This is a genomic window from Dactylosporangium sp. CA-152071, from assembly GCF_050936335.1.
GTDB classification, from domain to species: domain Bacteria; phylum Actinomycetota; class Actinomycetes; order Mycobacteriales; family Micromonosporaceae; genus Dactylosporangium; species Dactylosporangium maewongense.
Genome location: NZ_JBNJMZ010000001.1, coordinates 2,087,833 through 2,101,867 on the forward strand (window position 1 = coordinate 2,087,833; position 14,035 = coordinate 2,101,867).

12 protein-coding genes are annotated in these 14,035 nt (G+C 74.8%); 4 read left to right on the plus strand and 8 right to left on the minus strand.

Features of this window, described 5'->3' with window-relative positions; all coding sequences use genetic code 11:
• The first annotated feature begins 36 nt into the window (after positions 1-36).
• On the plus strand, positions 37-2,766 hold the full coding sequence (locus tag ACQEVZ_RS08995) for an ATP-binding protein (protein ID WP_433363877.1): 2,730 nt from the start codon (positions 37-39) through the stop codon (positions 2,764-2,766).
• A 20-nt stretch (positions 2,767-2,786) separates the two neighbouring features.
• Here ACQEVZ_RS08995 and ACQEVZ_RS09000 read toward each other — a convergent pair whose 3' ends face one another.
• From ACQEVZ_RS09000 to ACQEVZ_RS09025, 6 genes are all read right to left on the minus strand, one after another.
• Positions 2,787-3,947, minus strand: coding sequence for a sensor histidine kinase (locus tag ACQEVZ_RS09000; protein ID WP_433363880.1), 1,161 nt, complete (start codon positions 3,945-3,947; stop codon positions 2,787-2,789).
• 43 nt (positions 3,948-3,990) lie between these two features.
• Positions 3,991-5,592 carry a sensor histidine kinase gene (locus ACQEVZ_RS09005; protein ID WP_433363883.1) on the minus strand — a complete coding sequence of 534 codons (1,602 nt, stop codon included), beginning with the start codon at positions 5,590-5,592 and terminating at the stop codon, positions 3,991-3,993.
• 37 nt (positions 5,593-5,629) lie between these two features.
• The gene (locus ACQEVZ_RS09010) at positions 5,630-6,457 is read right to left on the minus strand and encodes a DnaJ C-terminal domain-containing protein (protein WP_433363886.1); all 828 of its coding nucleotides are present in this window, start codon (positions 6,455-6,457) and stop codon (positions 5,630-5,632) included.
• Complete coding sequence (locus tag ACQEVZ_RS09015) at positions 6,450-6,923, minus strand: nucleotide exchange factor GrpE (protein WP_433363889.1); 474 nt, start codon at positions 6,921-6,923, stop codon at positions 6,450-6,452. The genes ACQEVZ_RS09010 and ACQEVZ_RS09015 overlap by 8 nt, the downstream gene beginning before the upstream one ends.
• Before the next feature lie 58 nt (positions 6,924-6,981).
• A complete protein-coding gene (gene dnaK, locus ACQEVZ_RS09020) occupies positions 6,982-8,850 on the minus strand; it encodes a molecular chaperone DnaK (RefSeq protein ID WP_433363892.1) in 1,869 nt (622 codons plus the stop codon).
• Between the two features lie 70 nt (positions 8,851-8,920).
• The gene (locus ACQEVZ_RS09025; protein WP_344514398.1) at positions 8,921-9,856 is read right to left on the minus strand and encodes an acetamidase/formamidase family protein; all 936 of its coding nucleotides are present in this window, start codon (positions 9,854-9,856) and stop codon (positions 8,921-8,923) included.
• 139 nt (positions 9,857-9,995) lie between these two features.
• Between ACQEVZ_RS09025 and ACQEVZ_RS09030 the strand changes: the two genes are divergently transcribed.
• Positions 9,996-10,325, plus strand: coding sequence for an STAS domain-containing protein (locus ACQEVZ_RS09030; protein ID WP_433363896.1), 330 nt, complete (start codon positions 9,996-9,998; stop codon positions 10,323-10,325).
• A complete protein-coding gene (locus ACQEVZ_RS09035; RefSeq protein WP_433363899.1) occupies positions 10,322-10,693 on the plus strand; it encodes an ATP-binding protein in 372 nt (123 codons plus the stop codon). Before ACQEVZ_RS09030 ends, ACQEVZ_RS09035 begins: the two co-directional genes overlap by 4 nt.
• Before the next feature lie 31 nt (positions 10,694-10,724).
• Here the strand turns inward: ACQEVZ_RS09035 and ACQEVZ_RS09040 are convergent, their stop codons facing one another.
• A complete protein-coding gene (locus ACQEVZ_RS09040) occupies positions 10,725-12,284 on the minus strand; it encodes a PP2C family protein-serine/threonine phosphatase (protein WP_433363902.1) in 1,560 nt (519 codons plus the stop codon).
• Between the two features lie 119 nt (positions 12,285-12,403).
• On the opposite strand from ACQEVZ_RS09040, the gene ACQEVZ_RS09045 reads away from it, so the two are divergent.
• Complete coding sequence (locus ACQEVZ_RS09045; RefSeq protein ID WP_433363905.1) at positions 12,404-13,351, plus strand: DUF1861 family protein; 948 nt, start codon at positions 12,404-12,406, stop codon at positions 13,349-13,351.
• A gap of 64 nt (positions 13,352-13,415) precedes the next feature.
• Here the strand turns inward: ACQEVZ_RS09045 and ACQEVZ_RS09050 are convergent, their stop codons facing one another.
• Complete coding sequence (locus tag ACQEVZ_RS09050) at positions 13,416-14,027, minus strand: TetR/AcrR family transcriptional regulator (protein ID WP_360560073.1); 612 nt, start codon at positions 14,025-14,027, stop codon at positions 13,416-13,418.
• Positions 14,028-14,035: the final 8 nt, after the last annotated feature.

Sequence of the window (14,035 nt, forward strand, 5' to 3'; positions counted from 1 at the left end):
TCCGAAGGTCGGGGCGGCGCGCTCCGATAACCGGGTGTGTGGTCCGTCCTGCGGCGGGCCGGGCGGGCGATGTCGCGCGCCGGGGCCCTCGCCAGCCTCGTCGCGGTCCTCACCGCGGCGATGGCGGTCAGCGCCGGGGTGGTGCTGGACCGCGCGCAGCACCGGGCGATGACGCAGGCCCTGGACCGCAAGGTCGGCTCGGTCGCGGCGGCCGTCGTCCACGAGACCGGCCGCTACGTCGACACCCTGCGCACCGTGGCGGCCGCGACCGGCGCGTTCGAGCCGCTGACCGCGGCGAAGTTCGCCCGGGCCGTCGACCCGCTGCGGCACATGGGGCTGGCGGGCGCCACGTCGATCGCGTTCATGGTGCCCGCCGACGACGGCGAGATCGGCCGGGTGCAGGCGTTGTGGCGCGAGCGCGGGGTGCCGGGCCTGACGCTCACGCCGGTCGGGTCGGGGACCGGCCACATCTTCTCGATCTTCAGCGAGCCGTTCGACGGCTCCACCGCCGGCGGGCTGGGCGTCGACGTCACGCAGGCGGCGGCGCCGACGCGGGCCCTCGCCGAGGCCCGGCGGTCCGGCCGGATCACGGTGTCCGACACGTACCTGCTGATCCGCGACCGGAACCTGCCGGAGCAGCAGCGGCAGCAGTCGTTCGTGCTGACGGCCCCGGTCTACGGCACGCCCGGCCCGCCGCCGGCGTCGGGCGCCGCCGCGGAGCGGCCGTTCCTCGGCTGGGTGCTGATGGGGCTGCGGGGGCAGGACTTCATGACGGCCGCGGTGCGGCGCAGCGCCCAGAACAGCGCGGACGTGACGCTGTCGGCGCGCGACGCCGACGGCACCGAGGGCACCGTGGCCGCGGTCCGCGCCGAGTCCGACCGGCATCGGACCGACCACCGGACCGTCGACGTCGCGGTGGCGCAGGCGCGGTGGCGGCTGCGGATCAGCGTCGTCGCCGCGGACCTGCCGGGCGCGGGCCCGTTCCCGGCGGCGATGACGGCCGCGGGCCTCGGCCTCGGCGGCCTGCTGGCCCTGTTGACGTTCGTGCTCGGCACCGGGCGGGCCAGGGCGGACGCCCGGGTCGCGGCCGCGACTGCACGGCTGCGCCGCACCGAGGCGGACGCCCGCGACCACGCGGCCCTGCTCACCGCCGTGGTCGACAGCGTCAGCGACGGGGTCGGGGTGGTCGACGAGCACGGCCGGCTCCTGCTGCACAACCCGGCCGCCAAGGCGTTGCTCGGGGTGGAGGAGGACAGCCAGGACGGCGCGGACACGTGGCAGGCGCACTACGGGATCTTCCGGCCCGACGGCGCCACCCCGTTCCCCACCGGGGAGCTGCCGCTCGCCCGGGCCCTGGCCGGGGAGGCCAGCGACCAGGTGCCGATGGTGATCCGCAACGGCGGCAACCCGGACGGGGTCGTCATCACCGTGTCGGCGCGGCCGCTGCACGGCAGCGCCGGCCGGCCGGGCGCGGTCGCGGTGTTCCACGACGTCACGGCGCGCGCCGCCGCGGACCGGGCGATCGCCGAGGCGAACACCGCGATGCGCGAGGAGCTGGCGCTGCGGGAGGCGGCGGAGGCCGGGCTGCGCGCCGCGCGGGACGAGCTCGCCACCGAGCGGGCGTACCTGCGGCAGGTCCTCGACGCGCTGGACGTCACCGTCATCACCTGCGACGCCGACGGCATGCTGGTGCACACCAACCGCGCGGCGCGGGTCGCGATCCCGGGCCTCGACGCCGGCGCCGACGCCGGGTCCGGCGGGCCGCTGCCGGCGGTCGAGAGCAGCCGCCGGGTCAGGATGGCGCACCCGGACGGCACCCCGTTCGCCGAGCACGACCTGCCGCTGCTCGTGGCGCTGCACGGCCGGCGGGTCGACGGGGTCGAGGCGCACGTGACCCAGGCCGACGGGCACCAGCAGGTGGTGATGATGCACGCCCGGCCGCTGCGGGACCGGGAGGGGCAGATCATGGGGGCGGTCGCGTCGTCGTACACGATCACGGCGCTGCGGCAGCGGGAGGCCGAGCTGACCGCGTTCGCCGGCATCGTCGCCCACGACCTGCGCAGCCCGCTGACGGCGATCGGCGGGTTCACCGAGTTCGTCCGCGACTCGCTCGGCGACGGGCTGTGCGGGCAGGAGCACCGCGAGGAGCGGGCGGTGCTGGACCGGGCCCTGGCGACGACGGCCCGGATGCGCCGGCTCATCGACGACCTGCTCGGCTACGCTGCGGCCCGCGACGCCGTGCTGGACGCGCGGGACCTCGACCTGCGCGCCGTCGTCGACGACGTGGTCACCGAGCGGCTCGCGGCACTGGCCGCCGACCTGACCAGCCCGCCGCCGCAGATCTTCGTCGGCGCCATGCCGTCGGTGCACGCGGATCCGGCGCTGCTGCGGCAGCTGCTCGACAACCTGATCGGCAACGCGCTGAAGTACACGCCGCCGGGGCAGCCCGCGCGGGTCGACGTCTGCGCGACGCCGCACGGCACCGGGTGGGTCCGGGTCGACGTCGCCGACCGCGGCATCGGCATCCCGGAGGGCGAGCACGACGCGATCTTCACCGGCTTCCACCGCGCGCACCGCACCGCGGACTACGCCGGCACCGGCCTCGGGCTCGCCATCTGCCAGCGGGTCGTGGAGCGGCACGGCGGCACGATCACCGCCAACGACAACCCGGGCGGCGGGGCCAGGCTGTCCTTCACGCTGCCCGTCGCGCAGTCGGCCCGCTTCACGGCGCGGTCCCGCGTCCCCTCGGACCAGACGTTCGGCTGAACCGAACCGCTCACGGCCGCTCACGGCCGGGCGGGCAGGCTGATGACGAAGCACGCGCCGGGGTGGGCGGGCTCGTAGGTGAGGTCGCCGCCGTGCGCCCGGGCCAGCTCGCGCACGATCCACAGGCCGAGGCCGACGGAATGGGGCGCGGCTCCCCCGCCGTACCGGCTGAACAACGCGCTCACGGCGTCCGGCGGCACCCCTGGTCCGTGGTCGCGGACGGCGATCGTCATGGTCCCGCCGGACGCCGACGCGCTCACGCAGATCGGGGCGGCGCCGTGCCGCATGGCGTTGCCGATCAGGTTGACCAGCATCTGCTCGAGGCGGTCGGGGTCGGTGACCACCGTCAGGCCGGGCTCGACGTCGACGACGGCGTCGGCCTGCGGGGTGAGCAGGACCGCGTCCGCGACCGCAGCGCGCACCAGGACGGGGCGCAGGTCCAGCTTGAGCCTGCCGTCCTCGACCCGGCCGACGTCGAGCAGCCCGCTGGCCAGCCGCGCGATCCGGGCGACCTGGCGCAGCGCGGCGGCGGTCAGCCGGGCCCGGTGCTCCGGCGGCAGGCCCGCGTCCTCGTCGAGCAGTTCCAGGGCACCCTGCACGGCGGTCAGCGGCGACCGTACGTCGTGCGCCAGGGTCAGCATGAGCGACGCCCGCCACCGCTCGGCCGCGGCGACCTCGTCCTGGGCCCGCCGCCACTGCCGGACCCGGCCCGCGATGAGCACCGCGACGGCGGTCACGACCGGCACGAACACCACGGCGCTGCCGACGACCTCGGGCGGCTGGTGCGTGGCGATCAGCGGTGCGATGTAGGCGGCGGCGGTCAGCGGCGACAGCGCGTACGCGATCCAGGGCGGGTGGTGCAGCCCGACCCACGCGAAGAGCAGAACGAAGAACGGCCCGGTGCCGGCGGCGGTCCCGCCGAACGCCCACGTCGAGAACGCCAGCACCACCAGCCCCGCGAGCGCGAACGCCACGGTCGCCCGCGGGTGCAGCCGCTGCCACGGCGCCCACCACGCGGCCGCCGCGATGCAGAAGTCGGCGACGGCGACGACGAGCAGGTCGCGGCCGCGGCTGTGCGGCTGGGCGACGCCGAGGACGGCGAGGACGCCGGCGAGCAGGAACAGGCCGGCGGCGGCACGGGCCGCTCCGGCGCTCCCGTCAAAACCGATGCTCCGCCACATTACGCAACGATTGTATGGCGCTACGCACCGTGCTCGTCCCGCATCAGTGCACGGCCAGCGCCTCCGGTTCGCCCGCGGCGTCCAGGTCGTCGGCGGCCGCCGCCTCGCGGGGCAGGGTGAACACGAAGCGGGCACCGTCGCGGTACGTGTCGTCGAGGCGGATCTCGCCGCCGTGGAACTCGACCACCTTCTTGCACACCGCCAGCCCGATCCCCGTGCCGGTGTAGGTCTCCCGCGAGTGCAGCCGCTGGAAGATGACGAAGATCTTGTCCGCGTACTTCGGGTCGATCCCGATGCCGTTGTCCTCGACGCTGAACTGCCACATGTCGCCGGCCTCGCCGACCGCCACCCGCACCACCGGGTCCCGGTCCGGGTGGCGGAACTTGATGGCGTTGCTGATGAGGTTCTGCCACAGCATCGTCAGCAGGGTCACGTCGCCCGGCACGGTCGGCAGCCGCGGCCGCTCGACCCGGGCGCCGCGGTCCGCGATCGCGCCCGCGAGGTTCGCCTCCGCCTGCGCGACCACGTCGTCGAGGTCGACGGAGCGGCTGTCGTCGTACACGCGGCCGATGCGCGAGAAGGTCAGCAGGTCCGTGATCAGCCGCTGCATCCGGGTCGCGCCGTCGACGGCGAAGGCGATGTACTGCCGGGCCTTGTCATCGAGCTGGTCGCTGTAGCGGCGCTGCAGCATCTGGCAGAACGAGGCGACCTTGCGCAGCGGCTCCTGCAGGTCGTGCGAGGCGACGTAGGCGAACTGCTCCAGGTCGGCGTTGGAGCGGTGCAGCTCGAGCTGCTGCTGCTCCAGCTTCGCCCGGGCCCGCTGGCTGTCCACGAGCGCGTCGACGACCCGCTGGCGCATCGTCTCGACGTCGCCGGTCAGCCTGGCCAGGTCCGCCGGACCGGCCGCGGCGAGCCGGTGGTCGAAGTCGCCGCCGGCGACCCGCCGCACGCCGGCGCTGAGCCTGTCGAGGGGCCGCAGCACCACCACACGCAGCAGCACCGCGATCGCGACGATGAACAGCAGCAGGAATCCGATCATCCCGATGAACACGCCGTCACGCAGCCGGCGGGCCGCGTCGAGGTCCGCGCGGGCCTGGTCCCGGATGGCGGCGAGGTCCCTGTCGAGGGCCGCGACCCGGTCCCGGACCGCGTCGAAGGCGGCCTTGCCGGCGAGCACGGTGTCGACCGCGGCCCCCGGGTCGCTGCCGCGGCGGCGGGTCTCGATCGCCGGGTCCGCGACGGTGGTCCGCCACTCGCGGGCCTGCGCCTCGGCGCGGTCGAGGTCGGCGAGGGCGACGGGCTCGCCGGCGAGCAGCTGCCGGATGCGGGTCAGCAGGGTCCGCTCGCCGTCGACGCCCCGCGCGTACGGCTCCAGGAACCGCTCGTCGCCGCTGAGCAGGAAGCCGCGGACGCCGGTCTCCTGGTCGACGAGGGCGGCGGTCAGCTCGACGACCGCGGTGCGGGCCGGGGAGATCCGGTCGCTGAGCCGGTTGGACACCCCCGCGGTGTGGCTCAGCACCCCCGCGCCGACGGCCGCGCCGCACACGACGAGCACCACCATCGCGATCAGCACCGATGCGAACCACCGGGTGCTGCTCCACCGGTCCCACACTCTGGTGGCCGGGTATCCGTCCGAGCCGATCACAGCAGCACGGTACGCGATCCGGTGCGGCGGCGCCTGTTCAGCGGCCCCGCGGGTCGTACGCCGACGCCTTGCCGAGCTCCTCGAACAGGTGACGCTCCCGCGTGCTCAGCGTCGCCGGCACCATGATCCGCACCTCGGCGTACAGGTCGCCGGGGCGGCCGCGCGGGTTGGGCAGCCCCTGCCCGCGCAGCCGCAGCCGCCGCCCGGACGACGTGCCGGCCGGCACGTCCACCCGCACCGGACCGCCGGGGGCGTCGAGCGGCACCCGCGCGCCGAGGGCCGCCTCCCACGGCGCGACCGGCAGGTCGAGCACCACGTCCCGGCCCTGGACCCGGAACCGGGGGTGCGGCGCGAGCGCGACGACGAGGTACAGGTCCCCGGGCGGGCCACCGGCGACGCCGGGGGCGCCCTGGCCCGCGAGCCGGATCCGCTGGCCGTCGACGACGCCGGCGGGGATGTTCACGTCGTAGCGGCGGGGGCGGCCGTCGGCGTCCGGCAGGGTCACCGTTCGGCGCCCGCCGCGGAACGCCTCCTCGACGCCGACCGTGATGTGCGCCTCGGTGTCGACGCCCGTGCCGTACCGCCCGCCGAACATGCTGCTGAATAGGTCGTCGATGTCGACGGTCTGCACCCCCCGCGGACGGGCCCGCTCCCGCCCGGCCTTGTCGTGGCGGGCCCGGCGCTCCGGGTCGGACAGCACGTGGTACGCCTCGTTGATCTCCTTGAAGCGGTCCTCGGCGCCGGGCTCCTTGTTGATGTCTGGGTGCTGCCGGCGGGCCAGGGTCCGGTACGCGCGCTGGATCTCCTCCGGTGTCGCGGTCCTGGCCACGCCGAGCACCTGGTACGGGTCGCGCCGCTCACTCACCGTCGGGCCCGTTCTCCCTGTCGCCCAGCAGCACCGGCGCGCTGACCGCGACGACCGCCGGCCGCAGGAGCCGCTCGCCGTCGCCGTACCCCGGCCGCAGCACCCGCACGACGGTCCCGGGCGGCGCGTCGCTGTCGCGCACGACCTCGGCCGCCTCGTGCCGCACCGGGTCGAACGGCTCGCCGACCTCGCCGAACGGCACGAACCCGAAGCCGGCGAGCACGGCGAGGGCCTGCTCGCGGACGCCTTCCACGCCTTCGACGATCGTGCGGGGGTCGGCGTCGCCGTGCCGCAGCGCCAGGTCGAGGTTGTCCAGGACGGGCAGCCACGCGGTGGAGATCGCGACCCGCTCCTCCTGCCGCTGCCGCACCGCCTGCCGCTCGGCCCACTTGCGGGTGTTCTCCACGTCCGCCGCGGCCCGCTGCCACCGTTCGGTGAGCTCCGCGACCTCGTGCTCCTGGGTCATGACCTGACCTCCGCCACGCTCCGGCGCCGCCCTGACCTGGAGCTCCGCGCCGGCCCGCTCATGATCCGGTGTTGAAGTCGGCGTCGATGACGTCGTCGGCGTCCTGCGGTGCCGCGGCGCCGGCCTGGGACGGCCTGGCGGCCCGGCTGCCCAGCGCCAGGGTCATCTGCCGCAGGTCCTCGGTGAGCTGCCGCATGCGGGCCGCCGGCGCCTGCTCCTCCACCGCCCGGCGGGCGTCCGCGACGAGCATCGTGGCGCGGGCCCGCTCGTGCTCCGGCACGTCGCCGTGCTCCTGCAGGGCGCGTTCCAGCTGGTACGCCACGCTGTCGAGCTCGTTGGAGGCGTCGATCCGCTCCCGGACCTGCCGGTCCTCGGCCCGGTGCTCCTCGGCCTCGCGGACCATCCGCTCGACCTCGGCGGCGTCGAGGGTCCCGCTCTCGGTGATGGTGATCTTCTGCTCGGCGCCGGTGTCCTTGTCCTTCGCCGACACGTTGAGGATGCCGTTGGCGTCGACGTCGAACGTGACCTCGATCTGCGGGGTGCCGCGCGGCGCGGGCCGGATGTTCTCCAGCCGCATCCGGCCGAGGACCCGGTTGTCGGCGGCGCGCTCCCGCTCGCCCTGCAGCGCGACCACGTCGACGGCCGGCTGGTTGTCGTCGGCGGTGGAGAACGTCTCGGCGCGCCGGGCCGGGATCGTCGTGTTGCGCTCGATGACCCTCGTCATGAGCCCGCCGAGGGTCTCCACGCCCAGCGACAGCGGCGTCACGTCGAGCAGGACCACGTCCTGCACCTCGCCCTTGAGCACGCCCGCCTGGATGGCGGCGCCGAGGGCGACGACCTCGTCCGGGTTCACGGACATGTTGGGGTCCTTGCCGCCGGTGAGCCGGCGGACGAGGGCCTGCACGGCCGGCATGCGGGTCGCCCCGCCGACGAGGATCACCTCGTCGAGGTCGCCGGCGCCCGCCTTCGCGTCCTGCATCGCCTGCCGGACCGGCTCCATGGTGCGTTCGAGCAGGTCGTGGGTCAGCTCCTCGAACGTGGCCCGGGTGAGCGTCATCGTCAGGTGCTTCGGGCCGGTCGCGTCGGCGGTGATGAACGGCAGGTTCACCTGGGTCTGCGTCACCGACGACAGCTCGATCTTCGCGCGCTCGGCGGCCTCGGTGAGGCGCTGCAGCGCCTGCGGGTCGGTGCGCACGTCGATGCCCTGTTCCCGCTGGAACTGGTCGGCGATGTGCTCGACGAGCCGGTGGTCGAAGTTGTCGCCGCCGAGGTGCGTGTCGCCGGACGTCGCCCGGACCTCCACGACGCCGTCGCCGACGTCGAGGATGCTGACGTCGAACGTGCCGCCGCCGAGGTCGAACACGAGGACCGTCTCGTGGCCCTGCTTGTCCAGCCCGTACGCGAGCGCGGCCGCCGTCGGCTCGTTGATGATCCGCAGCACGTTCAGCCCGGCGATCTTCCCCGCGTCCTTGGTCGCCTGCCGCTGCGCGTCGTTGAAGTACGCCGGGACCGTGACGACCGCCTCGGTCACCTTCTCGCCGAGGTGCTTGGCGGCGTCGTCGGCGAGCTTGCGCAGGATCTGCGCGGACACCTCCTCCGGCGACAGCTGTTTGTCGCGCACGTCGAAGCGCACCATGCCGTCGGGGCCCGGCACCACGTCGTAGGTGACGCCGCGCGATTCCTCGCTGACCTCGTCGAAGCGGCGGCCGATGAAGCGTTTCGCGGAGTAGATCGTGCCCTTGGGGTTCAGCACCGCCTGCCGGCGGGCGAGCTGCCCGACGAGCCGCTCGCCGGTGCCGGTGTACGCGACGACGGACGGCGTCGTCCTGCTGCCTTCCTCGCTGGGCAGGACGGTGGGACGGCCACCCTCGAACGCGGCGATCACGGAGTTGGTCGTGCCGAGGTCGATTCCCACAGCGCGTGCCATGTGTGCATCCCTCCTGAGCCTCCGGCTGCTGCAGCCGATTCAAGGCTCGCCGGGGTGCACAGGCCGCGTCTCACCCACCGGTGGTGAGCGCCCCGTCGCGCAGGACGGCGTGCGCGCCGACGACCTGGTTGACGATCTGCGTCACCCGCAGGTCGACCGCGACGCTGGCGAGCGCGACGGCGTCGGCGCGCCGCACCCCGTGCAGCCGCTCCAGCAGCGCGAACATCGCGTCCAGCGCGGCGTAGGCGGCGTCGTCCAGGGTGTCGCCGAGGCCCATCGTCAGCCATGCGTCGCCGGTACGGGCGACGGGGCCGGACACGGGGAAGTCGTCGCGCAGCCCGAACGTGAGCGTCACCCGGTCCATCGGGCACTCGATCGCGGTGCCGCTGACCTCGCCGTCGCCCTGCGCGGCGTGCCCGTCGCCGACGGAGAACAGGGCGCCGTCGACCGGGACCGGCAGCAGCAGCGTGGTGCCGGCGACGAGTTCCTTGCAGTCGATGTTGCCGCCGTGCGCCCGCGGCGGGATCGTCGAGTGCTCCCCCGGCTCGGCCGGCGGCATGCCCATCACGCCCATGAACGGGCGCAGCGGCACGGTGTGGCCGTGCTGGTTGCGGCCGGTCATCGCGACGGGGTCGAGGTCCCAGGCGTGCACGACGCCGTCGTGTTCCAGGTGGTACCGGCGGTTCGGGCCGCTCGGCCAGCCGCCGGCGACGGTGGTGCCCCACGCCGCCGGCACCACCTCGTCGATGCGGACCTCGAGGGTCTGCCCGGGCGTGGCGCCTTCGATCTCGACCGGCCCGGTGAGCGCGTGCCCGTACCCGTCGCGGTACTGCGGCACCCGCGGCCGGTCCGGCACCGGCTCGCCGGCGTAGCGGCCGGCGGACCACCAGCAGTCCAGGGTCCGGAAGGTCACGGTGTCGCCGGGCCGCACGGTCAGCGCCGGCGGGCGGTCCCGCGAGAAGTAGCCGTGCAGCGTCCGGTCGTCGGGGTCCAGCACGTGTTCCACGGATACGAGTGAAGCAGGCCCGGTCACGTCGCCGCGCCCCCGCGTCCTCTCGGCGGGTCGGGCGGTCGGCTGATGCCCTGCCGCCCGGTCTCAGGTGCCATGATGGGTGCCGGGTCGGTGGCGAGGGGTGCTGAGGTCGATGGCACAGTTCGAGGTGAAGACGTCCGAGGTGGACGGCCGGGCCGTCGTGGCCCTGGCCGGCGAGTGCGATCTGGCCTGCCGCGAGGAGCTCACGTCGGCGCTGCTGGCGGCCGTCGACCTCGCGCCGGTGGTCGTCGTCGACCTGGCCGCCCTGCGGTTCATCGACTCCAGCGGCATACACGCGCTGGTCGCCGGCCATCACGCCGCCCAGCGGCAGGGCCGCAGGTTGGAGGTGGTCAACGCCGCCGGCGTGGTCGCCCACGTCCTGGACATGACCGGCGTCGGCGACCTGCTGGCCCCGCCCACGGAGACGGATATGGCGGCATGAGCGCCCCGTCGGTCGACTACAGCGTGCCCGGCGACCTCGGGGCGGTGCGGGCGTTCGTGCGGACCCAGGCCCTCGCGTCGGGCATGTCGCCGACCCGCACGGAGCTGCTGATGCTCGCCGTCAACGAGCTGGCGACCAACACGCTGCAGCACACGACCGGCGGCGGCCGGGTCAGCCTCTGGGCCGACGACGGGCAGGTCGTCTGCGACGTCGTGGATCAGGGTCCGCCGCGAGCGTTCCCGCGGCCGATGCCGGGGGTGGACGCGGTCCGCGGCCGGGGGCTGGCGATCGTCGAGCGGATCTGCGACCAGGTCGACACGGTCAGCGGCCCCGACGGCACCACGGTCCGCCTCCGCCTGCACCTGTAGCGGGCCTGTAGCGGGCCTGTAGCGGGCACCGTCAGGGTTGTACGCACACCGCCAGGGTGCACGTGTCGTCATCGGGGCCGGCGTAGTGCAGCAGGCCGCGGAGCCGGGTCAGCTGCTCGGGCCCCGCCTCGGCGGAGACGGCGGACAGGGTCTGCTTGACGCGGTCGAGCATCACGTCGCTGTCGGTGGACCGGCGCTCGATCAGGCCGTCGGTGTAGAAGAGCACGAGGTCGTCGTCGCGCAGTGCCGCCGTGACGACCGGATAGGCGGAGTCGCCGGCGGCGCCGAGCAGCAGGCCCGCGGGCCGGTCCAGCTCCGTGGTCACCCCGGCCCGGGCCAGCAGCGGCGGCATGTGCCCGGCCCGCGCCCACGCCAGGGTGCGGGTGGCGGGGTCGTACAGCCCGATCGCCGCCGTGCCGGTGATGCCGAGCTGCAGGGACAGCTGGTTCATGTGGGCGAGCAGCGTGCCGGGGTCACGGATGCCGATGGACAGCCACGCCACCAGCGAGAACCGCAGGTGCGCCATGCCGTTGGCGGCGTCCAGCCCGTGCCCGGCGACGTCGCCGACCGCGAGCACCACGCGCCCGTCCGGCAGGCTCTGCGCGTGGTACCAGTCGCCGCCGACCTGCACGGCGCTCTCCGCGGGCAGGTAGCTGACCACGGCCCACAGCCCGGCCAGGGGGAACGGCTCCGGCGGCACCGGCTGGATCAGGTTCTGCAGCTGCGCGGCGAGCCGGTGCTCGGCGAGCGCCGTCATCTCCCGGGTGCGCAGCTGGTCGCGGAGCCGATCCATCGCGGTGCGGGCGTCCTCGCGGGCGGTGACGTCCTGCACGACGGCGTAGACCTTCAGCGGGCTGCCGTCGGCGTCGCGGGCGACGTCGGACAGGATCCGCAGGTACTTCACCGTGTCCGCGGTCCGGAACCGGACGGTCACGTCGGACGCGGCGCCGCTGTCCAGGGTCTGCCAGGCGGTCTCGCTCACCCCGCGGTCGTCGGGCAGCAGCGCCGCGGCCTGCTCCGACCGTGTCATCGGCCCCAGCGCCGGATCCCGCCCGAAGATCCGGAACATCCCCGGCGACCAGTCGCTGCACCCGGTGATCAGGTCGTGCTCGGCCCAGCCGAGGCTGCCGAGCTGCTCGGTGCGCTCCAGCCGGCGGCGGGCCTCGTCGGTGCGCTGCCACCACACCAGCAGCCCGCCGAGGACCGGATGGACGCTCACCTCGAACAGCGAGTCGGCCACGATCCCGGCCTGCCGCTCGGCATACCGGAAGGCGGGCAGCTCCGCGGGCACCCCGTCGGCGAGCACCCGCAGGTACAGGTCCCACAACGGTCCGCCGACCATGCTCGGGTACAGGTCACTGACCCGCTCCCCCACCCGCTCGAGACCACGGCCGTAGATGTCCCCGGCCTGGCCGCCCACCGCGGCGACGAGGAAGTCGGCGACCTCGCCGTCCTCGCCGGTCAGCGGCAGCAGCCACGAGCACCCGACCGGCACCGCCGCCAGCAGCGCCCGCACGACGGAGGGCACGGTGCCGGCAGCACCGTCCGCCGTGGCCGGCGAGGTCGCACGCCGCGCGCCGTCGTGTGCCATCACCAAAGCTTAGTGCCGGGCACGCACCGTGGCCGCCCCGGCGCGGCGGGTGCCGCCGCTTCCGACGTTCACCCCGGTTTCCCGCCTTCCGCACCCGGTGACGGCGTTACGGTGCTTGTGTGACGCTGTCTCCCGCCGGGTACCGCGACCTCGTCGCCGCCCACCTGCGCCGCCCCGGCCGCCCGACCGGGGTCGCCGAGCCGATCCCGGGCGTCGGCGACCGCCTCGCGTACAACCCCTGCCTGATCCGGCAGGCCGGCCGGGCGCTGCTCGCGGTGCGGGTCGAGTCGCCCGGCAGCTACTGGCGTGACGGGTCGTCGTGGGATCCCGAGGTCCGCTTCTACGAGCGCACCGGTGACGGCTGGCGGGAGGCGCCCGGCATGCCGGTGTTCACGGCGGCGGAGGACCCGTTCGCCGCCTGGGTCCTGGGTCCTGACGGCTCGCCGGTGCTGGTCCTCGGCGTGGTCTCGCTGGACTTCGGCACCGACCCGCCGGGCGTCGTCACCCGCTTCTACGCCGCACCGGACGTCGAGCGGCTCGACCCGGCCCGGCCGTTCGTCGAGGTGCCGGGCATGAAGGACATCCGGCTGCTGCAGCGCCGCGACGGCCTCGCCGTGTGCGGCCGGCCGCAGGGCGGCACCGCCGGGCGCGGCCGGGTGAGCCTCATCCTCACCGACGACTACACGCAACTGTCCGCGGAGCTCATCGCCAAGGCGCACATCTTCCACGACCAGGTCGCCGAGGACACCAAGCTCGGCGTCAACGAGCTGTACGACCTCGGCGACCGCATCGGCGTCCTCGGTCACGTCGCCGTCGGCGAGGAGGGCGGCCCGCAGGAGTACGCCGGCGCCTGGTGGACCATCGACCCCGCCGCCTGCACCACGACCGCGCCGGCGGTCATCGCGATGCGCGCCGATTTCCCGCCCGCGCCGCCGAAGCGCGCCGACCTCGCCGACGTCGTCTTCCCCGGCTCGATGGAGGTCCTCGACGGCGGCACCGTCCGCCTGTACTGCGGCCTCGGCGACGCCTCCATCGGCTCGATCGTCGTGCCGTCACCGCTGCCGTAGCCCGCACGCGTGGGGTGGCGGTCGACGGTCCCCGGGCCTGCGGCGCAGCGCGGCTGTGGGAGGGTCAGCCCTGCTCGTCGCCCCCGGTGAGGCCGGTCAGGGCGTCGAGCATGTCGGCGAGGCCGGCGGCCGCGGCGAACAGGGTGTCGCTGCGGCTGCGGTCGCCGTCGAGGTGGGTCAGCATCTCCAGGCCCAGGTAGAAGGCCATCGCCGCCATGGCGGCCTCGCGGCCGGGGATGAGGGCGGCGAGGGGGCTGTCGCCGAGCAGGCGGCCGATCAGTGCCTCGGTGAAGTCCTCCCAGCGCCGGATCTCGGCGCGGACCCCTTCGGCGAGGCGGGTGGCGCCGACCGCCCCGGCGACCAGCTCCTGCACGGCGGCGATGTGACCGGTGGCGACGTCCTCCTCGTACAGCTCCCGCAGCGCCGGCAGGAGCTCCCGGGCACCGCGGACGCCGCTCGTGCGGGCGGTGTAGCGCTCCATCCGGCTGTCGCTGCTGTGCCGCATGGCCGCGAGCAGCAGGTCCTCGAGGTCCTCGAAGTGGTAGTAGATGACGCCGGGCGCGAAGCCGCCGGTGGCCGCGATGGCCCTCGCGGTGCTGGTCGAGAAGCCCTGGGTGGCGAGGGTGTCGACGGCGGCGCGCAGGATGCGCTCGCGGGTCTCGGTTCGGCGCGGCATCACCGGCA